Below are 21,913 nucleotides of genomic sequence, written 5' to 3' on the forward strand. Positions count from 1 at the left end.
AGTTATCTACATCGGTGTCATTTACTAGAATGGCTACCCGAACTATGACCCGTGACGGTAATTAGCCAAATCTCTGAGCGCGAACCCAAGCGAAATGGGATACCCCAAAAGCCGTAACCAGATGACACCACAAAGTGACTGTCATTGATGATTTCATAGCCATAACCCAAGCGATTGATGGCACTGACAATAAAGTTAGCGGGGAATATCTGACCGTTATGGGTATGCCCTGAAAGCTGTAAATCAATCGGCATTTGACTGTGCTCAGTAATATCACTTGGCCTATGATCTAGCAGTATCACTGGCTGTGTGGTATCAATTTGGGCTAGGAGATCGGTTGTGGCTACCCGCTGCCTTTTATGGTTATCAAAACGCCCAACCAGCCAGATTGGTTGACCTTTATGCTCGATACTGAGTACTTCATCATTTAATAACTGTACACCTGCATCACTGAGCGCTTGGCTGATGGGTTGTTCGTGACCATACAAATCATGGTTGCCCAGCGTTGCATAAACACCATACGGCAAGCTTTTGCATAACTCAGCCAAGTTTTCTGCCATATTATAATCAGCAAATGCTTGCGTATTATCATCCATAATATCGCCTGGCATCAGCAAGATGTCGGCTGTATTTTTTACAATAAGATGATGCAGCCTATCTATTGCCCCGCTGCCAAACAATCGCCCTATATGCAAATCACTGGCGACCGCAATACGTAACGGCTTAGCCAAAGGCTTATCAATATCAATAGATAACTCACGTACCACAGGCACATAAGCACTATATAAGGCATAAACAAATAATCCAATAAATACTGCCAATGCCAATATGCGCAATCCAAAATCGACGGTAGCAGATACATTAGGTACTTCACCAGCTAGTGACAGAAATAACCAATATCCACCATAAAATAGGCTGGTAACTAAGGTGGTCAATAGTATAAAGTGCATGACTAACATCCAGCCACTGATCCATCGATAGCTATTGGCAAATGCTCTATTGACACTGAGTAGCAGCAAACCGTTGGTAATCACGAATATGATGATCCATACGCAAGTTTGCAAATTTGCTGTTTGCCAAGGCTGTAACCACCATTGCACGCTTAGAGCAGCGCCGACACTAAAGAGCTGCAATAGCACAAAGATGGTGATAAAAAACGTATAACGCATGAAGAATCCTTGAGTATGATGGCAACCATGCAATATATCGTCAGCTGACAATACGAGCAAAGCATCTATTAATAAGCCTAACAGCAAATAAAAGCCTCTACCATTTAGATATGGTAGAGGCTTTATCGTAGGTATGACATTATTTATCTAAATGACTTATGATCCAGATTGTAACGTAATTATCCAAATCTCAGAACGCGTACCAAGTCTAAACGGTACTGGACCAATGCCATAGCCAGAGGTCACCAAAAACTGTGTCTCGGCTATTTTTTTGCTGCCGTAGTTTAACGGTGTCAACCAATCCATCAATATCGTTAACGGAAAAATCTGCCCGCCATGGGTATGACCAGACAGATGCACATCAACTGGCAGGACGCTCACCTCATCCATAGCGCTAGGACGATGTTCCAAAAATATAATTGGTTTATCTGTCTCTACTTGCGTCAATAACTCATCCACTGACAGTCTGGTACGATCCATATCATCAGAGCGTCCCACCAGCCATACTGAGTCATCTAATAGCACACTCTCATTATCAAGGGCTTTAATACCGGCTTCTTCCACCGCCTGTGTGATCTGTTGGTCATAACCGAAATAATCGTGATTGCCTAAAGTCGCATAGACGCCAAGCGGTGCCTTTAGCTTTGATAATTGTTCATGCATATTCGTATTATCGTAAGCAATGGTGTTGTCATTCATAATGTCACCAGCGATAACCACTACATCAGGATGCTGCGCATCGATGAGGCTCACCATTTTTTTTATCTGTCGATTACCAAACCACCTACCCAGATGCGTATCAGAGACAAGCGCTATGTCCATTGGTTTAGCCAGCGGCTTATCTATAGTAACTGTAAAACGATATACGACGGGTGAGTAAGCGTTAAATATTGCTAAGCTAACAATGGCTATATAAGTCGTGACAGCTAGCGCGCGAATGAAAATTGGACGAGATTTTCGTTTAAAGAGCGGATAAGCTAGTAGCGCTACCGCAGCGGTGATCAAACCAGCATAAAGCATAAAACTTTGCAAAATACTAACGACCAGATAGACCTGAAAGCGCTCACCCCAAAACTCAGTCAAACCATAAATAAGAGCACTATTATTAATAATAAAGACAGTAGCTATCAGCGCAACTTTAGCAAAAGTAGTTTTTGGCTTTATTAACCACCAAAGAAGCATGCTGGTCATAACAGCTAGCAACTGATTGAAAACAATGAAGAAACCCATAATCAAGTCTGCTCAGATAAAGATAACGCTATCTTACGTGAAAAATTTAATGCTCTGAATATAGCGTCTTTTTTTCCACGAAAACTTCATATGATTTTCTTCTAAGGTGCTGTTATCGCAAAACTAAATAGTGAACAGTAAGGACGATTTACCGCTTGTCTGGCGCTATTTTACAGACACCATTTTCACAAGCTTGCATCACTGCTTTGCCATAAACCAGTTTGGTCACCCAGTTCGGAATTCTATAGCGATTGCGCGCGACGTACGGATACACAAAGTCGCCAAGTTGTTTGACTACTGGCAAAAACAACAACGGTGACCATTTAACACTGCCTGTCCTGTAGAGCAGCCGTACAGCATCCATATGTGTGTACCAATTGCCATAGCTGTCTTTCATACACATATAAGTCATCGCATCCTCACGGCTAAAACCTGCAACTGCCAACTCATCTAGCCCCTCCTCTACAGGAACTAAGCGTATCTTCTCAGGCTGACGCATTTTCATATTGTGCGCCTCGGTGCTGCATATGACGCAAGCATCATCGTAGTACATAGTGATGGATAAATGCGCTTGCTCTCTATAGCTGTTGATATGATTTTGAATAATCATCTTACGACTCCTTTCTGAGTGATATAGTCAATTCTATATAAATCAGATACGGTGTCAGGCTCGCTTGGTCTACTATTTGTAGTACTTTCGCTCGCCTTCCTTGTATCCAAATTATATTGAACCGACTATAACTAAATATCAAAGTGATGCGAATGGACACTGGATTTTTCGGTCACCCCAGATGGTTGATATTGATTGGCTGGGGCTAAAAGAGGGATTACTGGCTGCTGCGTCCACTGCGGGGCGGCGGCATCTAAACGCTTGGCAAGCTTAGGTAAATGATTGGTCGGCACCGCTGGAAATAGATGATGCTCTATATGATAGAGTAAGTTAAAGGTCAGTAAATTAATCAGTGGATGACGCTCACTGCGAGCATATACCACGTCATCACAACCATGATGGACGCTCCATACTGCAAAAAACCCCACCATCGTATTGGCCAATATCATTACCAATACGTGATACATCAATATTGGATGCATCGTGATAAAAGCGATGGCAATCACTGCAAAAATAAGCAGCATATCAAAGGCAACGAGAATACGATTACGGCGGCTACCATGCGTCAAGCCGAACCACTGAATCGCCATTGAAAAAATTCCGCCTCCCAATATCGCCTGATACCACGGCAGGCGAGCCCAATTACCCTCAACATCACTATCTCCAAGCGGATCTCGGTGATGATTGAGATGTGTGTGCCTAATAGCATGTGTGCTACAAAGCATCGTGATACTGAGAAAAAACAGCATGAGCTCAGTAGCGAGCCTCCCTACTCCCAACGTTCGATGATAACAATCATGCGCTTGTCTAAGTGCGGCAGTAAAAAAGAAAAAAGTCGCCACAAGTGCAAGTAACCACCATCCTTGCCACGCGCTCCACCATGATAATAATAAAAAAGGTAAAGATAAAAAAATATTATAAACAGTCTCGCTAAGACGAAGCTGACGCAAATCTTGCCATTCAATATTGGCTAACGAAGGATGACGCACGATGTTCTCCTTATTTAGTGATAAGTAGTAGCTGTCTTACTGGCGCGACCACTTAATTTAATTGGCTGGTTTTATTTACTTTATTTCTGTCAAAAGTGAAATAACTAGATAAATTTTATCTGTGGTTATTATTTTTGCTTAGGTAATACGAACCATCCTGTGATGATAGCGCTGACACCTCCATTACAGCAAAATAAAATATCACTTGTCATAGAAGAATTTACAGAGTCATCCCCTATCATGAACCACACTACGAATAAAAACGTGCTCATAAACCCTATTATAAATAAGGGAAAAACCTTCGCTACCGAATTAAAATATATTTTGAACTTAGATACGATATAACCTGTTAATAACGCTGGTAGTAAACCTCCGAAAAAACCTACTAGGATAAATGCTGGGGCCATTTTGACGAAGGGTAGTGAATCTCGCAGTGGAATGCCAATATCTATCGACATTCCTATCGCTATATAAAAAAAGAGGATTAAACCTCCTACCACCCCGCCCAATAACCCATAGGCTTCTATCACCTTACCTCTAGGATAGCTGGGTACAGTAATTGTAGCGTTGCTATCAACTTTACTCATAAAAAACCCTTTTTTAGGTTTCACATGAAACAAAGCATACGATAATAAAAAATTACGTTTCACATGAAACAATCTTCATAAGTATCTATGACTTCTGCTCTTCTAACGCCTGCTTCAGTGTTGGCTGTTTAAAATCATAACTTGCGTCCTGTAATGCTTGTGGCAATACGTTTTGACCATCAATCAATAGTGTCGACATCTCACCAAACATCAACTTAAGTAAAAAACTTGGTAAGGTAAAAAAGGTTGGACGGTGTAACCACGCCCCAAGTGTTTTGGTAAAAGTATGATTGGTCACAGGATTGGGTGCCGTTAGGTTATAGACTAGCGCTGGCGTATCATTTTCCATTACCTTTTTTAATAAATTATCCTGTGTGGCCTGACTTTCCGTATAACCAGCAAGGTGCTGCTCAATGATAAATATCACCGCCCCCACCCAGTCTTCACGACTGATCCAACTCATGATTTGTTTGCCATCACCCAATTGTCCACCGACACCCATTTTAAATGGCGTTAATAATTTACCGAGCATACCGCCATCAGGATGGATAACCACCCCAGTGCGCACGATAGCCACGGGCACACCATGTTCAGTGGCTTTGAGCGCTAGTTGCTCCCATTCATGACATAATTGATGAGCAAAATCAGTTTCAAAACCACTGCTTTCGGTAAGGGGTTTATCGCCTTGTGCGCCATACCAGCCAATCGCTGAGCCGCTAACCATTAGCTTGGGCTTAATACTGGTGTGCTTAATAAATGCCAATAAGGACTCGGTAGGTTTGATACGGCTGGCGAGCAATTGCTCTTTACGCGCATCACTCCAGCGCGAATCAGCGATACCCGCCCCTGCTAAATTTAAAATAACATCAAAGCTTCTATCCGAACTCGCCAACTCATCATAAGTCATCATTTCAATATCATTCGGATGCACCTGACTACTATCACGCGTCAGCCAAGTAACATGTAGCGCTCTATCCTGTACACGGTAACGCGCCATGATTTCATTGCTAAATGCACTGCCCAAAAATCCTGAGCCGCCACTGATTAAAATATTCATGTCCTACTCCCTATATACATTAATTATCATTGTCATCTTTCAGTAAACCTTAAATCGTTATAGTTATCGTCTGCTTTTTTAGTGCTGATATCAAAACGACTTTTACATGCTTTTGGTAAAGCAATGCAGCTGGCGATAACTGAGTTAGTAGCGCCAAATAATCCTACGCCAATCATAAAGGCCAGTAACACGCCCACCTCTATCCAGGAGTTGATGCCTAAATATAAGACAATGGCACCCATATAACCTGCTGAGGTTATAAACCCAATAAAAAATGTCGTGCTTCTACTCTTATGATCACTACGCCATATATGCTTATAAGCGACGATAATGCCGGTTAATAAAGCCGGAATAAAACCAAGTAGACCGACATAGAGTAATGGTTGGTAACCAATTTGCGCAAAATCTGCATCCCTAAAAATAAATAATAAAGCCAGCTCTGCAATCACCCCACCTGCCACGCTACCAAGCCCTGCAAACAAAATAATCACTGATAAGTAAGGGTAAGCACCTACATTATTATTCGTTTTCATGATATTTATCCTATTAACATTCGTCGTTAATTGAGTATAAATACGGCATTGGCAACGCCAATGAAATTACTGTGGATAATTGGTGGATAAGTATCTTGGTTTTATTTAGCCTGCTTATTAGACAAAACGTTTACGAATAGGACAGTCATTCTCATCGTGATTATGGTGAGAGTTATTTTTCAATTTGTTCCAACGATTATTAATACATTCCATAATGTCAGCCATTGTTGGCAATACCCGCTTCTTGGTTAAGTGTGGCACTGCCGCATCTAAACGCTTGGCAAGCGCTGGTAAATGATTGGATGGCACAGCAGGAAACAGATGGTGCTCTACGTGATAGAGTAAATTGAATGTCAATAAGTTGACCAGTTGATTACGCTCGGTGCGAGCGATTGTCTCATCACAATCGTGGTGCACGCCCCACACAGCAATGATACCGACACTGGCATTAGCTAACATCATGGTCAGTATATGATATATCAACACTTGCGCTAATATCGCGAGGGTAGCAATAGTAAAGGCGGTCAATATAAGGGTAACTATGACGACTGAACCAATCAAAGCAAACTCTAGCCAAGCTAGGTTTTGATTGCGACGGCTGCTTAGATGCAGTCCTTGACGATAAATATCGAGCCGATAAGTTATCCCGCCGAGCATCGCTTGCCACCATGACACTTTTGCTAGACTGCCTTCAATATCATTGTCGCCCAATGGGTCTCGATGATGCGCCATGTGAGTGGCTCGAATGCTGTGCAAACTGGTCATCAATAGCACGCTAAGCAACAGTAATATGGCGGTGGTCGTGCGTTTTCCCGCCCCTAAGCTATGATGATAGCCATCATGGGCTTGGCGGAAAGCAGCAGCAAAGAATAAATAGGAAGCACCGCATGCTAAGACATACCAAGATTGGCTGGCAAACCACCAAGACAACAACAAAAATGGATAAGGCAAAATAACGTTATAAGCGATTTGACCGCGCGTTAACTGGCGCAAGTCTTGCCACTCGACTGCAGCGATAGCCTTTTTAATGGCTTGCTCTTTATTAGCGTGTGTTTGGTTGACTGTCATTTTACACATCCATTTGTCGTTGCTATTTTTGTTGCTGCTATTTTTACTGAAACTTGTATCACTTACACTTAGCTGGCTTTTATATCTATTACATATATTTCTGTCAAAACAGAAACTACATCTCAAATTTTTTATTTTAAATCACATAGCTTACTATTAACGTAAAACCTTTTTGATACTAGCGCCCAACTTGAGGACTTTTTTGAGGATGCTTGTGGGTAATTTAAGCATCTCAGATGACCATGTGGTTAGGGTACTAACGAATTCTTGGGTATCACGAATACGTGACTTTACCTCATTATTTTCATGTTCAAATTCAGGACTGTTCATCAGCTCCTGTAAGAACTGCACTGTGGGCTCAAGCTCACGCTTCTGACGCTCTACAACGATAATACGTGCCAACTCCCAAACATCAGTATTGGTCGTAAAGTGGTCACGACGATCACCTAATATCGAGACCTTTTGTACCAAGCCCCAGTGCTGTAATTCTTTAATACTGTTTGAGACATTAGAGCGCGCGACGCCAAGTGTTTCGGTGATTTCTTCAGCATTTAGCGGCTTACCAATGATAAATAATAACGCGTGAATCTGTGACATGGTGCGATTGACGCCCCACTGCGAGCCCATTTCACCCCAATGTAAGATAAATTTTTCGGTCACAGGATTCAGTTTCATGATTAATCTGCACTCTATTTTATAAGTTTTGGTTATTTATTGACTTATCTTGCGCTATTCTTTTATTTCTGTCAACAGTGAAATTAAGAAGTAATATTCATCGTTTGGTTGAAGGTTATGCGCTAACGAATAACTAAACCCGTGGTTGCGTCACGAATTTGGCTCGGTAAAGTATAGTCTAATGTTTCAGCCTGCAAGTAGCTGATTTGCTCGCCAAAATACCCATACGCATCAGTGAAAGTCATAGCAGGCGGTTGTCCTGATGGATTACAGCTTGTGGAAACCAATAGCCCAAATGGGTTTTGAACGTCGACCAACTGTTGGCACAATTGACGAATTATAGGATGGGCAATGACTCTAACCGCCACTGTTTGATGCTGCCCCGTGATCCAAGTAGGGATAGTCGTTTCAAGTGTCTGCGGGATAGGCAATAGCCATGTATGGGCTTGCTTACCTTGTAGCTCTACATTGTCACTATCTGCCTGCCAACTCTTGATGATTTGTTGGCGCTGACCTTCTTCTAAAGACTCTAGTAACGGCATTAAACGCTCAGCGCTGTCAGTAATGACGATCATGCCTTTGGCTTGTGGACGCTGTTTGATGGATAAAATACGTTGAACGGCTGCTTCGTCATAAGCGTCACAACCAATACCCCAAACGCTTTCGGTGGGATAAGCAAGTAGCTGTCCTTCTTTAAGCCACTTGGCAGCTTGAATAACAGAATCAGTAGTGAAGGATGTGCGTTTTTTCATGGCTTGAAGACTTCAAAAAGGTAAAAATTTAAGCCTTTATCATAACACAAGACTAAGTAAAACTAGGGCAGCGAAGTTTAATGCTACCTTATTAAAAGACACCGAGCTTGTACGGTGGTCAACCATTTATAAATGGCTATATAAAAAACCTAAAGCGGTAAAAAGTATAGTTTTAGACGCGCAAATAACGTCCGCCTTGCACGCTAATGATGCCTAGTAATTCAAGCTCCATTAACTGTCCAATCAACTGCGGTGTGGTAAGTTTGGTAGCGATAATCAGCGCATCTAAATCCTGCCCGTGCCAATCAAGCTGCTCATACACAAGCGTTAAATGCTCTGGTACGACGATAGCGCTCCTAGGAGACTTTATATTAGACGGTATTGGTTGGCTCGCTGTAGCAAGAGCTATTTCTGCAGTATTAGAAGACTGGATACTATGCGATGGCTTATGATTAGTACTGACTGTCTGTTCTGCTGGTCGATAGCTATTATTATCATAATCCAACTGACTATTTACATCGTCGAGCACTTGCTGGGGATGATAAATTAAGGTCGCGCCTTCACGTATCAAGTAATGACAGCCTTCAGCATTGCTATTATCAATATGACTTGGAATTGCAAAAACTTGCTTACCCTGCTCCGAAGTTAAACGCGCGGTAATCAGCGAACCACTCTGAATGGTCGCCTCTGTCACAATCGTTGCTAAGCTCAACCCAGCAACCAAACGATTGCGCCGTGGGAACGTATGCTTATGTGGCAATGTATGCGGCAACAGCTCACTAATAATACAGCCGCCTTGCTCAATTATCTGGGCAAACAATTTATCATGATGATTGGGATAGTTGACCTCAATACCTGTACCCATCACCCCAATTGTTCGACCTTGATATTCAGCATCCGCCTGTGCTAACGCGCCTAGATGTGCTCGCTTATCGACACCCATGGCAAGACCGCTGGTAATGATATAACCAGCTTGCGCCAAATATTGCGCGATATCAAAGGTGATTTTTTGGGCATGGGCGGTGGGTTTTCGGCTGCCAACAATAGCGACTTGTGCCTGGTGCAAGCGAGCTTTATTGCCTCGGTAAAATAATACAGGCGGTGGGTCATAGATTTGCGAGAGCTGTACGGGATAATCAGGCTGGTCAGAAAATAGCAGACCGTAGCGTCCTTCGATGAGCGCTTGCTGAATTTTATCAATACTGGCTTGCGTTTGCTCTGGCTGTTCATGACGGGCAAGATGGGTATGATGAATACCCAATTGCCGCCACGCATCTACTTTAGCATACCAAGCAAGCTCTGCCGTGCCAAAAGAAGTAATGAGCTTATGATAAGCAGATAATGATGCATTCACCTCAGTCCACAGCGCCAGTACTGCGCGCTGCTTGTCTGATAAAGAAGAAATAACTGCCGTCATAATCATCTGGCTCGTATAGGCTAAGTTAGCGTATTTTGTCCAAAAATACGCATGATGCTCACTTATAGATATGGAGGTGGTAACAGCTGGTCGCCGACGTTTAATGGTAGCTCTGAATCAAGCACATAAGCATAGCTAATATTATCGAAAGTATTGAATACCATGACCATACCGCTTGGCTCATTTGGTAAACGTACTGGCGTGTCATTGTCTTTAGTATCGCGGATCAAAGCCCCTTTTTGATACACAGTCAATACATCACCAGGCTTAGCCCCATGGGTACTACCTAAGTTGATAGCAACGACACTACCCTTCGCCGCCGAGCTGATTGAGTCCATGACGCGGACAATCATACCACCACGACTCACAGTTGCAGGGGCTGGATAAAAGACGGGCGGAATAGAGTTATTCAACTCAACGAATACGCGATCACCTTCACGCACTTCTTTGTCATAACTGTCGGTAAGCTGCAAACTGCTAACGCCGTTGGTTTCTGTCGAAGTAACCAAACCAGTCGCAACTTGCGTGACTTCTAAACCGATAACTTCTTGGGTTTTTGGCTCAACATATAGCTCTCCTTCACGGTAGATACCATAACGCTGACCGACGATCAGTGGCACACCTTTGGCATACACTTTATCGCCACTGGCAGTAATCAAATTGCCTTTTTTAGAGGCCAATATATAAGGCGTGGTATTAAAATCTTGTGGATTAACGATGACGGTTTTATCTAACCAGTGTTGTATAGCAGACCACGGAAGCGGTGGAATACTATTGGCTGTTGAAGTGACTGTGACCGTGCTAGATACCACTTTGCCTGTTAATTGCTTTTCAACCCCAGCACAACCTTCGCCAGTATCAACACCAATCAAGGTTTTACCTTGAATCACGCATAAGATAAGAATGTCATTAGGATAAATAAGATTGGGGTTTTTGATTTGCTTATTGGTTGCCCAAATCTCTTTCCAGCGCCACGGACTGTCTAAATAACGTCCTGAGATGTCCCACAACGTATCGCCTTTTTTGACGATATAGCGATTGGGTGCATCCGCTTTGATGGCTGGTGGTGGATTGTTAGCGTGGGCAGCACTCATTAGCATGGCACTACTAAATGTCGTGATTAACAGTGCTTTTGCTATCATTTTTAAGCTCATCTTCATTGTTATATCCACAATATGTACCACTGTTATCGCCACAATTCATACTATTTAGACCTATCACTTAACCTTAATCCCTGAATGTCATTAAAATAATGACAAGCAATGAGGGTCGTAAAAGGACTCGACAGTACGGCTACTATGACGCCTATAGGGCAGCTGTTCAGTGTAATTGGCTGGTGTGATTACTAAAAAAGCGTCTAGCAAAATGATGAGTCGCCGACGCTGTTTCTAATATTACAATTATATCTACCATAACACAATCATAAACACTTTATTACAATGGCGTAACTTTTATATAAATACTGTTTATGGAGTTTCTTATGAACTACATAGTTTCTTATGAAAATAAGCGTTAAAAGCCACTCTGATTTATGCTGGATTTGGTGTTACATGCTGCCGGATTTGCTCAGCGACCAGTTCAGCGTTGTTATCTAGTACCACCACATGTTGTGGTAACGCTTCTAAGCCTTCGGTGTGAGCAGGACGTGCAATTTCTATCGATCCAATCGCTTCGATGATCGTATCAGCAAATTTAACGGGCAATGCCGTCTCCGCACAAACAATCACTTCACCTTCGCGCTGTAATTCTTTGGCGACTTTGATACCGTCAGCGGTGTGTGGATCAACTAGCTCTCCATGCTGCTCATAAAGTGTTTTGATGGTTTGCAGGCGGTCGCTATGGGTAGATTTACCCGCAGCAAAACCGTAGCGAGTGTTGACCGCCTCCATTAGGTCAGACAAATCAAAACCTTGACCAGATTTCACCCCTTCAAACAACTCATGAACACGGGCACTGTCTTTGTCGAGCAATAAATAAACGAAACGCTCAAAGTTAGAGGCTTTTGAGATATCCATTGAAGGGCTTGAAGTCACATAAGTCTTTTCAGTCGGACGTGGCTGATAGGCACCTTGGTTAAAGAAGTCGTTTAGTACATCGTTTTCGTTGGTTGCGACAATCAAACGCTCAACTGGCAGACCCATTTCACGGGCGATGTGACCAGCACAAATATTACCAAAGTTACCTGATGGCACGCTAAAACTGACTTTTTCATCGTTGCTTGTAGTGACTGCAAAATAGGCTTTAAAGTAATAAACAATCTGCGCTAGGATTCGACCCCAGTTGATAGAGTTTACTGTCCCTAGATTATAAGCCGCTTTGAACTCAGCATCTTGCTGTAGCGCTTTAACGATGTCTTGGCAATCATCAAACATGCCGTCGATGGCGATATTATGGATGTTATCATCGGTCAGGCTGTACATTTGCGCGCGCTGGAATTCACTCATTTTGCCATGCGGTGACAGCATAAAGACTTCGATATTTTCTTTGCCACGCAGTGCATACTCTGCCGCACTACCTGTATCACCACTGGTCGCGCCAATGATAGTAATACGCGCGTCTTTCTTCTTGAGCACATATTCAAAAGCATTACCCAAGAACTGCATGGCAACGTCTTTAAATGCTAGCGTTGGACCATTTGATAACCCTAAAATATATATATTATCTTCAAGCTTACGGACAGGAACAATCTCATCAGAGCCAAATACCTCAGCAGTATAAGTACGCTCAATGATGTCTTGCAAATCAGCCATAGGAATATCAGTGGCAAAGCGTTGCATAATCGCCATCGCTAGCTGCGGATAACTAAGCGTGCGCCATTCATCAAGCGTTGCATTATCGATATTTGGATAATGCTCAGGCAGCATCAAACCACCGTCCGGCGCAAGACCCATCAAAAGCACATCACTAAAATCCATCGGTGCTGTCTGACCACGGGTACTGATATATTTCATTAGATTGTCCTGTCTATAATGAGATGATTAATTAAAACAGTTTATTCAGCAGTTTTGTGCAGCAAGGCATAATAGAAACCATCGCCGCTCTCGCTATCAATTGGCAAGCACTGGCGACCAATCGCTTGTTCGATACCCCAATTGCAATCGTCGTTAAATTCAATGGCTGCTACATTGTTGTAGTGAGTCATGAAATCCTGCATCTGCTCGACGTTCTCTTGCTTTAGGATAGAGCAAGTAACATATAACAGATAACCACCAACTTTAAGCTGTGGCCATAGGTTATGCAAGATATCGGCTTGTAGCAATGCCGTTTGCTCGATGTCTTCTTCAGTACGCAAAATACTGATGTCAGGATGACGACGAATCACGCCTGTTGCCGTACAAGGTGAGTCTAGTAATATAGCGTCAAACACGAGCTTGCTCTTTTTCTTACCCGCCCCTTGCCATGTGGTTGCATCTGCACAGACGATATTAAGTGCGATATTTTTCTCTGCTTGCTTCAAATCGTGCTGACTTAAATTTAAGCGCTGTAAATTTTCATGAATACGCTCAATACGCGGTGCTTCATTATCGATAGCAGTTACTTTGATGTCGGTAATCACTGGCGCCGCTTCATCGTTTTGTTTCACGTGAAACAACGGTGATTGGTCATTAGAGCTTATGAGCTCTAACCAATGCGCCAATTTACCACCAGGTGCAGCGCAAGCATCTAAGATATGCAACTCAGTCGACTTATCAGTGCTTACTTTATTCATCAAGGCAGTATGAATAATCGGTGCGGCAAGCTGGGCATGCATGTCTTGTACACTAGAAGCCCCAACAGCAAAATCAGGCAAAGCGTTAACGGCAGTGCTTTGATGTAGTCTAAGACCTTTGGTTGATAACGCTATTGATGGAGCTTTATCTGATGAATCAAGTAGATTAAAACCACTTTTTAGCTCAACGATATCTGCTTCAATCTCTGCCCCATCCAATGCATGCTGATAGTCCTCTACTGAGCTAACCGCCGAATTCACCCGTAAAAACATTGGTGCTGGTTGGCGTAAACCTTTGGTTAGCTCATCATACTGCTCGCTCCAGTCTTGCTTAAGCTGATAAGCGAGCCAATTCGGTAAGCTATGCTTTTTATCGCACTTCTTACGGAATTTGCTAGGGTTTTTAGCAACTTTACGCAAAATAGCATTCACCAAACCAGTCGAATGAGCAAAATCAATCTCTTTTGCCGCTTCAACCGTTTCATGAATCGCCGCATGGTCAGCCACTTCTAAGTATAGTAACTGCACTAATCCCACTTGAATCGTGGTACGAACTTCAACCTCATCAATAGGGTTATCCGCTAAAGTATCGAGCAAACGCGCTAACGCATACCACTGGCGCAATGTCGTTAATAATAGCGCATGAGCAAAACCTTTATCACCATCATGTAGACTGTTTAGTAACGGGTCAAGGACACTTGCAAGCGACTGACCATTTTGAATGGCCAGTAAAGTGCGAATCACGCGGACGCGGACGCTACCATTCATGATAAGGTTGCTTGACGGTTTGAGCTTATTGTTTCTTGGCGCAGTGCTTCTCATTAAATTGAATTTCCTTGACGTATGATCGATAACGTCTGATAAAAGTTGGATTATTTGGTATCAAATTAAAAATATTAAAATAAACGAGGTGAAACTGTATTAATTTGGTGGGCGTTATTTCGAATCAGTCGTGAACTGATCGCCATCATTTAATTGGTTGCCATGACAGATTTGCTCGGCTGTCATCGGCTTACCACCAGCAAACTGCAATTCGGTAATGGCTAAAGTACTGGCTGATGGCTCAAGACTTTCTACTTTACTATCTAGTTTAGTATCAGCTTGTTTGGTATCAGCATCCTTACCACAAGCTACCAATATCGCTTTGCGTCCAACGCTGATGACCGTGCCAGCAGGCTGATTGGTTTGCTGCGACGGATTCACAGACAAACTGGCTAGAATTTTGACGCGCTGCCCTGCCAAAAAAGTATAGGCACCTGGCCATGGCGTCAGCCCACGAATTTGTCGCTCAATTTCAGTAGCGGATTGTGTCCAGTCGATTTCGCCTTCAGTTTTGACCAGTTTTTCGGCATAATTGGCTTGACTGTCGTCTTGAGGTACAGCCTGCGCTTGATAATGAGCCAAGTCTTTTAGCACGGTAACAATGGCGGTCGCGCCAAGCTCAGCCATCTTATCATGTAGGCTGGCAGCCGTATCATTAGCTTCAATAGGAGCACTGACCTTATAGAGCATATCGCCCGTATCTAAGCCTTTATCCATCTGCATGATAGTGATACCTGTCTCGCTATCACCAGCCAATAACGCACGGTGAATAGGTGCTGCACCGCGCCAGCGTGGTAGTAATGACGCATGAATATTTAGACAACCATACGTAGGCGTGGTCAATACGCCAATCGGTAATATCAGACCATAAGCTGCAACAATCATCACATCTGGCTGATAACTACGTAGAGTCTGGCGCGCCGCCATACCTTCGCTACTAGACTTTTTAAAGGTGAGAGGTTGCTCAACCGCAATATCATGCGCCAATGCGACTTGCTTTACCGCAGAGGCCGATAGTTTTTGACCCCGCCCTGCTTTACGATCAGGCTGTGTATATACAGCGACGATTTCTATATTTAGCGCTTCCTGTTGGTTGATAAGCGCCTTAAGGCTAACGGCGGCAAACTCAGGAGTGCCAGCAAACACAACCCTTAAGCGCCTATTAGATGAGCGATTGTTTGTTGTAGGCAGCATGGATAAATCGGAGGCAGAAGCAATTGTAGTCATAAACAGGCATTATATAGGGTTGATTGGCTCATTATAGGTGAGTTTGCGATGTTGTGCCATGGTTGTAATAATGGTAATCGAGCGTTACTAATGACACGGTTTGTCTTTATAATAGAACGCAAGCAGAGCTCTCTTATTGATGACTTTGTTTACAAAACGACGCGGTATTGGGCAATATTGCACTACGATTCACCATTTTTTATAGATAATAGGTGCAGACTATAAAGGGTAAAATAGCTTGAATAAACCAACTGCTGTGCCAAACTGACTATTTACCCACTATGTTTTTCGTGTCGATATAGGACCACGCTTTCATGCAACAGTTTCAGTCCTTACAACGCTTACTCATATTCTATGCGCTGACGTTGCTGGTGATGCTGGCGCTGTATTATGTCACAATATTTCACGAGATAAAAAAACACAGTGAACAACACAGTATCGATACCTTTTATGCATTGCAGCATGAGGTCACTGAACGTGATGGTCTTCTAAACCCTGACATTAAAAAGATTTTAGAAAAACCCGTATTTGAAGACATAAGCTATCAGCTGGTTTTTATGATGCCATCTGGGCAGACTTATATCCATCGCCATACTCGGCCTAATGAGACTGCTTTCGCTACCGTGACTTTTCCTATCATTAGCTCATCGCCTTCTAATAACGGCAGTCATAGTGCTTATACTCTCAATAATCGCAACTTAACGGGTACCATTAAACTCAAAAGTGGTCATCAGCTTTATATTATATTGCGCCATAAGCCGCCTACTATTGAATGGATATCATATCGCTACTGGTTGCCATTGATGGCAGCAATAATACTTTTTATCATCGCTTTGCTTTATATGCTCAATCGTCGCGCCAATTGGGAGCAGCTGCTACTTTATACTGACAATCTAAGTAGCCACGCAAAAGAAGCCTACAGTCCACCGCCTTTTTTGCACAAAAAATCTACGACTGAGTTTCTACGTTTAGGCCATGCGTTGAGCCGTGTCAGTTATCAGCTACACAATGACTATCGCCGTATTAAAACCCTAACACATCGTCTTGAACGTTTGGTGGATCAAGCCCCTTTACCGATGCTAATGATTATGCGTCATGGTCAAGTCAGCTTTTTTAATAAACGTTTTGAACAAACATTCATGTCTTTACCGCAAAGTGATAGTAGCTATGAATTGACGGATTTTATCGTGGGTAAGGATGAGTCCACGCAGCGATTGCTCCAAACGTTATCTAACCTGCGCTTCACTCGTACCTTAATAGTCTACGGATTAAAAAATAAACAGGCTTACCAATTGCATATTACACCATGGTTTGGTGAACATGGCCAAGTCCACGGCTTTACGGTACTGCTGAATAATATCAATGAATTTGCCAATCAAGTCGAGCAGTTACAGCAAAAAAATCAACGACTACAGCGAAAACTTGACGAATTAAATAAGGTTCGATCGCTGACAGGTCATCAACTACGCATACCGCTAGAAATGATGATAGATACGCTTGAACCGATCGATCCTGCGACATTGACTACCGAGCAGAATGACATTTTAATATCATTAATTAAAAGCAGTCAAAATATGCTAACGACACTCAATGATGTGCTAGACATCGGGGAAATAGAGGTAAGAAAAACTCGCCTTAATATTGAGCCTGTCGATATTTATAAATTAGGGCAAGAGATCAACGACTCAATAATAGGTAATACGAGGCAGCAAGGGTTAGAGCTGATTTACTTCTTTGCGCCAGATTGCCCGCGCTGCATCGATACGGATGATATTCGTCTACGACAAATTCTCTTAAATTTATTAAAAAACGCGGTTAAATTTACCACTTCTGGCTATGTGGCATTGACCATCGAAACGGTGAGTAATGCAGAGGTATTAGCAACCAAAAACAGAGGATTGGTAGATGACCATACGCTTATTAAAAACAGTTATATTAATAAAGACAATACCAATCATGCCTCAAACGACTGGATTCGGTTTAGCATAAAAGATAGCGGTATGGGAATCGATATAGCGAAGCAACATCAATTGCTGACTTACCTTAATGAAAGCAATAACCAAAACAACAATCGAAACGTTGACTATATTCAAAAGAGCACGACTGAGAAAGGACTAGGGTTAAGTAACGTCAATAGTTTTGCGCGATTATTGGGTGGTTTTATTGAAATAAAAAGTACGGTGACTAAAGGCAGTACTTTTAATCTGTATCTACCCTGCCGCTGTCCAAATTATCAACCGGTCTATCATCACAATCAACACTTGACTCAGATTTATCTTATCGCTGTTATCAATCAACCGCTGGTTGCTGAAAATTTGCAGCGCTTGTGCGAACACCTATCTATATCAACGACTATTTGTACGTCGATAACCCTCTCTACTATAGAGAATATTGTGGCTAAGTTAGCGCAAAATAAGCAGACACGCGCTCCTATCTTACTATTAGATTATGAATATTATGAAACCGTTTCTATTGCTTCTGCTAATCAGGCGATAATGGATGATGATAGACATCAGGCGTTAAATATCCTGCTCGACAATCCGTCGCTACCAAAGATACTGTTTAGTATGAAACCAGAACGCCGCATTCCCTCTATATTATTAGATAAATATGAAGGGTTTTTGACCAAACCGTTAGATGCTACTCTATTGCTGTCTGAATTACTGCGCTTAACCTTACCAGCGAGACAGAATCTGGTTCAAACCATAGATATTAAAGAAGAGAGTAAACAGTTAGCAATCGAAGCAGATAAATCTACCACCGAAAATGTATCGCCACTTATCTTGGTGGTAGAAGACAGTCCAACCAATCAGAAAATAACCTGCAAGATATTGAGTAAACTTGGTTATCGTAGTGTGGTTGCAGAAGATGGTCAGCAAGCGTTAGATACGCTACAACAACAGCGTCAAGATATCTCACTTATTTTGATGGACTGTCGTATGCCTGTCATGGATGGGCTACAGGCTACCCAAGCGATTCGTGCACAAGGCGATAAAATTGCCATTGTAGCGCTGACCGCGAACAACACCAAAGAAGATCGCGACGCTTGTATAGAAGTGGGCATGGATGATTTTTTATCCAAACCTATCAACAAAAAAGAGCTAGAGGCGGTTTTACAGAGCTTTATCAAATCATGACAACCTGTAAAACCCACTCTTTAAGCTTAAACCAATTACTTCATAAACCAATTACTTCATAAAACCGTTATCTGCTAAAAATGCTTCTGTAATTTGGCTTTGCGGACTTGGCGTATTCATGCCACCCGTTTGTGACTTATTTAACAAACGTTCTAAATAGCGCGCGACGATATCTACTTCGATGTTGACCTTATTTCCAACTAGCCAATGCTTAGCGATATTGGTCACTTGTGCGGTATGTGGAATGATATTTAAAGAGACAATATTGTCTCGTACAAGATTAGTCGTCAGGCTAATACCATCAACCGTTATAGAGCCTTTGGTCGCTGTATAATGCGCTAGCTCTTGTGGTATCTCAATCTCGATATAGATAGAGCGTGCATCTTGTTGCAGCTTACTAACCACGCCTACGCCATCGACGTGGCCTGCGACAATATGACCACCAAAACGCGTGGTTGGTAACATCGCTTTCTCTAAATTAACCGTATGACCCGCTTTTAAGGTTTCTAACGCGGTACGAGCGATGGTTTCACGTGAGACATCAACGGAATAATGATTACTACCTAAGTCTACAACGGTTAAGCAAATACCATTGGAGGCGATAGAATCTCCTAACTTCACATCACTAAAGTCCAAATCATCAGACTCTATCGTTAAACGTATATCACCGCCCGTAGGCTGCATGGACTTAACCTTTCCAACACTCTCTATAATTCCAGTAAACATATCGACCTCATTTCATTATGATATTGTCTTCATAGACAATATATCTTGATTTATTGATATTGTGTCAGCATTTGTCTGAGCCAGTTTTTTTATGGCAACGTGAGCTTAATTGAGCATATGACGGGATAAATTGTGGATAAGTACTGATAAATCAACTCATAGCGTATTAAAACACTCATTTCAATTAAGTTATCCACAGGAAATGAAATATGGATTAACATTAAAAAAAAGCGATGGCTAAACCTAAGTTATTGATTACATTAATTTAATATCTAAATTTTTACAAAAATCCTAATTTTTTGTTTCATGTGAAACAAAGTTATACACAGTTTCATGTGAAACCCTCTACTCCACTGGCTGCTCATCCACACTTAGCAAGTATTTAGCACAAACTGTGGATAAGCTGTTTATAAATAACAAGTTATAGTGGTAATAAAGTCAGTTTAAGATCAGGATTTAATGTTTCATGGCTATAAATATCGAAACGCAACTGCTGAGCTAGAGACAGTGGGTTAAAATCGACCATCGGTCTAGCTTGTGCGCCTAACAAACAAGGCGCCTGATAGACAATCAACTCATCTACCAATTGTTGGCTTAAGAAACTACCAGCAACGCTAGCACCCGCCTCTATCAACACGTCATAACATTGGTGATCACTGACCAATTTTTTTAGTAATTCAATCAAGTTATCTTCACGCCAATAAATCGTATCCGGTCGACGGCATAACTGATACTCAGACTGTGAGCTGTGTTCTAAACGCTGACGCCTATCGAGTACAACAACCTTGGGAGCAGGAACTTGCTCAGGTGGTACACCTAATTGGTTGGAACGTACGTTAAGCTGTGGATTATCAGCGATAACCGTTTCACTACCAGTAATAATCGCGCCACTTTGTGCACGTAGCTTCTGTACATCTTCGCGGGCAGCCGCTGAGGTAATCCATTTCGACTCACCAGATGCCATCGCGGTACGACCGTCAAGGCTGGTGGCAATTTTAAGTCGTACATAAGGCATCTGGGTGCGCATTGCTTTTAAGAACCCACGATTTAAAGCTTCTGCTTGCTCGGTTAATATACCGACTGTTACTTGAATCCCAGCCTGCTCTAACAGTTTCACACCGCGTCCTGCCACTTGCGGATTGGGATCAAGCCCTGCGATCACGACACGTTTCACACCGGCATTAATAAGACCCAAAGCGCAAGGTGGCGTACGCCCCGTATGACTACAAGGCTCTAAAGTCACATAAGCAGTTGCACCTACAGCCCTCACACCCGCTTCTTTTAGCGCAAATACTTCTGCATGAGGCTGACCAGCTTTGGGGTGGAACCCTTGACCGACGATCGCTTCTGCTTGCACGATGACACAGCCTACCGCTGGATTAGGTCTAGTGGTATATAAACCCTGTTTAGCTTGTTCGATCGCAAGCATCATAAAGTAGCGGTCTTGCGCATTCTGAGTATGGTTTGAAACTGGCATAAAAGTAGACTTCATTAATGATTACAGGAGATTCTATCTAAGAAAACAGGCGTTTTAAGCTCAAAAATAATTGCTGAAGATTCGGATACATTTATCAATTTACTTATCATTTGGACGGATATTGGCAATCTCTTGATGGAAAGCATCAATATCTTGAAAGTCGCGGTAAACACTGGCAAAACGCACATAAGCAACATCATCTAACGTTTTAAGCTCACTCATGATAATCTCACCTAACACTTTACTACTGATTTCACGCTCACCCATTTGTCTGACACGTTTCTCAACTCGACTAATCATTGCCTCTTGCTCATCAATAGTGATGGGGCGCTTTTGCAAAGGCAACAAGATAGACCGACGCAGCTTTTCATTGTCGTAAGGTTCAATCTTGTTGCTAGATTTGATAATCCTTGGCATCACCACTTCTACCATCTCAAACGTTGTAAAACGCTCTTGGCAACTATTGCATGAACGGCGGCGACGCACTTGCGCACCTTCTGCAGCAAGACGTGAGTCGATCACTTTTGTCTCTGATGCATTACAATATGGGCAGTGCATAGCGTTTCCTTATTTTAATATTAAGCGCAAGAGTCACAAGTCACAAGTCACAAGTCACAAGTCACAAGTCACAAGTCACAAGTCACAAGTCACAAGTCACAAGTCACAAGTCACAAGTCACAAGTCACAAGTCACAAGTCACAAGTCACAAGTCACAAGTCACAAGTCAC

Annotated in this window: 19 protein-coding genes; 1 reads left to right on the plus strand and 18 read right to left on the minus strand. The window is 42.5% G+C overall.

Translation table 11 applies throughout. The features are described from left to right. Positions 1-17: 17 nt before the first annotated feature. From JMX93_RS13375 to fmt, 15 genes are all read right to left on the minus strand, one after another. The gene (locus JMX93_RS13375) at positions 18-1,169 is read right to left on the minus strand and encodes a metallophosphoesterase (protein WP_499205010.1); all 1,152 of its coding nucleotides are present in this window, start codon (positions 1,167-1,169) and stop codon (positions 18-20) included. Positions 1,170-1,325: 156 nt separating this feature from the next. Next, positions 1,326-2,360, minus strand: coding sequence for a metallophosphoesterase (locus tag JMX93_RS13380; protein ID WP_499205011.1), 1,035 nt, complete (start codon positions 2,358-2,360; stop codon positions 1,326-1,328). A 187-nt stretch (positions 2,361-2,547) separates the two neighbouring features. After that, complete coding sequence (locus JMX93_RS13385; RefSeq protein WP_198333415.1) at positions 2,548-3,009, minus strand: thiol-disulfide oxidoreductase DCC family protein; 462 nt, start codon at positions 3,007-3,009, stop codon at positions 2,548-2,550. Positions 3,010-3,140: 131 nt separating this feature from the next. Next, entirely contained in the window at positions 3,141-3,998 is an 858-nt protein-coding gene (locus JMX93_RS13390; RefSeq protein WP_198333414.1) for a fatty acid desaturase family protein, read from the minus strand. 128 nt (positions 3,999-4,126) lie between these two features. Continuing rightward, on the minus strand, positions 4,127-4,585 hold the full coding sequence (locus JMX93_RS13395) for a hypothetical protein (RefSeq protein WP_499205012.1): 459 nt from the start codon (positions 4,583-4,585) through the stop codon (positions 4,127-4,129). Between the two features lie 85 nt (positions 4,586-4,670). Then, positions 4,671-5,642: a TIGR01777 family oxidoreductase gene (locus JMX93_RS13400; protein ID WP_499205013.1), complete on the minus strand. Its 972-nt coding sequence runs from the start codon at positions 5,640-5,642 to the stop codon at positions 4,671-4,673. Positions 5,643-5,674: 32 nt separating this feature from the next. Next, positions 5,675-6,175, minus strand: a complete 501-nt coding sequence (locus tag JMX93_RS13405; RefSeq protein ID WP_499205014.1) for a hypothetical protein — start codon at positions 6,173-6,175, stop codon at positions 5,675-5,677. Positions 6,176-6,292: 117 nt separating this feature from the next. Beyond that, positions 6,293-7,243, minus strand: coding sequence for a fatty acid desaturase family protein (locus JMX93_RS13410; RefSeq protein ID WP_193011596.1), 951 nt, complete (start codon positions 7,241-7,243; stop codon positions 6,293-6,295). Between the two features lie 156 nt (positions 7,244-7,399). Then, positions 7,400-7,918 (minus strand): GbsR/MarR family transcriptional regulator, encoded by a 519-nt coding sequence (locus JMX93_RS13415; protein WP_193011594.1) that lies wholly within the window; start codon positions 7,916-7,918, stop codon positions 7,400-7,402. Positions 7,919-8,040: 122 nt separating this feature from the next. Continuing rightward, positions 8,041-8,670 carry an L-threonylcarbamoyladenylate synthase gene (locus JMX93_RS13420; RefSeq protein ID WP_499205015.1) on the minus strand — a complete coding sequence of 210 codons (630 nt, stop codon included), beginning with the start codon at positions 8,668-8,670 and terminating at the stop codon, positions 8,041-8,043. Between the two features lie 172 nt (positions 8,671-8,842). Then, complete coding sequence (dprA, locus tag JMX93_RS13425; protein ID WP_499205016.1) at positions 8,843-10,087, minus strand: DNA-processing protein DprA; 1,245 nt, start codon at positions 10,085-10,087, stop codon at positions 8,843-8,845. A gap of 62 nt (positions 10,088-10,149) precedes the next feature. Next, positions 10,150-11,247: a LysM peptidoglycan-binding domain-containing protein gene (locus JMX93_RS13430; protein ID WP_227685766.1), complete on the minus strand. Its 1,098-nt coding sequence runs from the start codon at positions 11,245-11,247 to the stop codon at positions 10,150-10,152. Positions 11,248-11,616: 369 nt separating this feature from the next. Then, positions 11,617-13,038, minus strand: coding sequence for a threonine synthase (gene thrC, locus JMX93_RS13435; RefSeq protein WP_443518628.1), 1,422 nt, complete (start codon positions 13,036-13,038; stop codon positions 11,617-11,619). A 41-nt stretch (positions 13,039-13,079) separates the two neighbouring features. Continuing rightward, positions 13,080-14,618: a transcription antitermination factor NusB gene (locus tag JMX93_RS13440; RefSeq protein WP_499205017.1), complete on the minus strand. Its 1,539-nt coding sequence runs from the start codon at positions 14,616-14,618 to the stop codon at positions 13,080-13,082. Positions 14,619-14,732: 114 nt separating this feature from the next. Next, positions 14,733-15,812 (minus strand): methionyl-tRNA formyltransferase, encoded by a 1,080-nt coding sequence (fmt, locus tag JMX93_RS13445; protein ID WP_499205020.1) that lies wholly within the window; start codon positions 15,810-15,812, stop codon positions 14,733-14,735. 347 nt (positions 15,813-16,159) lie between these two features. Here fmt and JMX93_RS13450 point away from each other — a divergent pair, with 347 nt between their 5' ends. Next, positions 16,160-18,982 (plus strand): response regulator, encoded by a 2,823-nt coding sequence (locus tag JMX93_RS13450; protein WP_499205018.1) that lies wholly within the window; start codon positions 16,160-16,162, stop codon positions 18,980-18,982. A gap of 51 nt (positions 18,983-19,033) precedes the next feature. On the opposite strand, the gene JMX93_RS13455 is transcribed toward JMX93_RS13450, so the two are convergent. The 3 genes from JMX93_RS13455 to nrdR all read right to left on the minus strand — a co-directional run bounded on the left by JMX93_RS13455 (position 19,034) and on the right by nrdR (position 21,743). After that, positions 19,034-19,708: a riboflavin synthase gene (locus JMX93_RS13455; protein WP_198333404.1), complete on the minus strand. Its 675-nt coding sequence runs from the start codon at positions 19,706-19,708 to the stop codon at positions 19,034-19,036. Between the two features lie 421 nt (positions 19,709-20,129). Further along, positions 20,130-21,185, minus strand: a complete 1,056-nt coding sequence (gene ribD, locus JMX93_RS13460; RefSeq protein ID WP_499205019.1) for a bifunctional diaminohydroxyphosphoribosylaminopyrimidine deaminase/5-amino-6-(5-phosphoribosylamino)uracil reductase RibD — start codon at positions 21,183-21,185, stop codon at positions 20,130-20,132. A gap of 99 nt (positions 21,186-21,284) precedes the next feature. After that, positions 21,285-21,743, minus strand: a complete 459-nt coding sequence (nrdR, locus tag JMX93_RS13465) for a transcriptional regulator NrdR (RefSeq protein ID WP_071002667.1) — start codon at positions 21,741-21,743, stop codon at positions 21,285-21,287. Positions 21,744-21,913 lie beyond the last annotated feature (170 nt).

The sequence above is a fragment of the Psychrobacter muriicola 2pS genome (assembly GCF_904846535.1).
In the GTDB taxonomy this organism is placed as follows: domain Bacteria; phylum Pseudomonadota; class Gammaproteobacteria; order Pseudomonadales; family Moraxellaceae; genus Psychrobacter; species Psychrobacter aquimaris.

Excerpts from the sequence above, each read along its gene's own strand:
- JMX93_RS13380 (WP_499205011.1), bottom strand. The coding sequence starts at position 2,360 with ATGACCAGCATGCTTCTTTGGTGGTTAATAAAGCCAAAAACTACTTTT.
- JMX93_RS13415 (WP_193011594.1), bottom strand. The coding sequence starts at position 7,918 with ATGAAACTGAATCCTGTGACCGAAAAATTTATCTTACATTGGGGTGAA.
- JMX93_RS13455 (WP_198333404.1), bottom strand. The coding sequence starts at position 19,708 with ATGTTTACTGGAATTATAGAGAGTGTTGGAAAGGTTAAGTCCATGCAG.
- JMX93_RS13440 (WP_499205017.1), bottom strand. The coding sequence starts at position 14,618 with ATGAGAAGCACTGCGCCAAGAAACAATAAGCTCAAACCGTCAAGCAAC.
- JMX93_RS13430 (WP_227685766.1), bottom strand. The coding sequence starts at position 11,247 with ATGAAGATGAGCTTAAAAATGATAGCAAAAGCACTGTTAATCACGACA.
- ribD (WP_499205019.1), bottom strand. The coding sequence starts at position 21,185 with ATGCCAGTTTCAAACCATACTCAGAATGCGCAAGACCGCTACTTTATG.
- JMX93_RS13405 (WP_499205014.1), bottom strand. The coding sequence starts at position 6,175 with ATGAAAACGAATAATAATGTAGGTGCTTACCCTTACTTATCAGTGATT.
- dprA (WP_499205016.1), bottom strand. The coding sequence starts at position 10,087 with ATGACGGCAGTTATTTCTTCTTTATCAGACAAGCAGCGCGCAGTACTG.
- JMX93_RS13385 (WP_198333415.1), bottom strand. The coding sequence starts at position 3,009 with ATGATTATTCAAAATCATATCAACAGCTATAGAGAGCAAGCGCATTTA.
- fmt (WP_499205020.1), bottom strand. The coding sequence starts at position 15,812 with ATGCTGCCTACAACAAACAATCGCTCATCTAATAGGCGCTTAAGGGTT.
- JMX93_RS13400 (WP_499205013.1), bottom strand. The coding sequence starts at position 5,642 with ATGAATATTTTAATCAGTGGCGGCTCAGGATTTTTGGGCAGTGCATTT.
- thrC (WP_443518628.1), bottom strand. The coding sequence starts at position 13,038 with ATGAAATATATCAGTACCCGTGGTCAGACAGCACCGATGGATTTTAGT.
- JMX93_RS13420 (WP_499205015.1), bottom strand. The coding sequence starts at position 8,670 with ATGAAAAAACGCACATCCTTCACTACTGATTCTGTTATTCAAGCTGCC.
- JMX93_RS13375 (WP_499205010.1), bottom strand. The coding sequence starts at position 1,169 with ATGCGTTATACGTTTTTTATCACCATCTTTGTGCTATTGCAGCTCTTT.
- JMX93_RS13395 (WP_499205012.1), bottom strand. The coding sequence starts at position 4,585 with ATGAGTAAAGTTGATAGCAACGCTACAATTACTGTACCCAGCTATCCT.
- nrdR (WP_071002667.1), bottom strand. The coding sequence starts at position 21,743 with ATGCACTGCCCATATTGTAATGCATCAGAGACAAAAGTGATCGACTCA.
- JMX93_RS13450 (WP_499205018.1), top strand. The coding sequence starts at position 16,160 with ATGCAACAGTTTCAGTCCTTACAACGCTTACTCATATTCTATGCGCTG.
- JMX93_RS13410 (WP_193011596.1), bottom strand. The coding sequence starts at position 7,243 with ATGACAGTCAACCAAACACACGCTAATAAAGAGCAAGCCATTAAAAAG.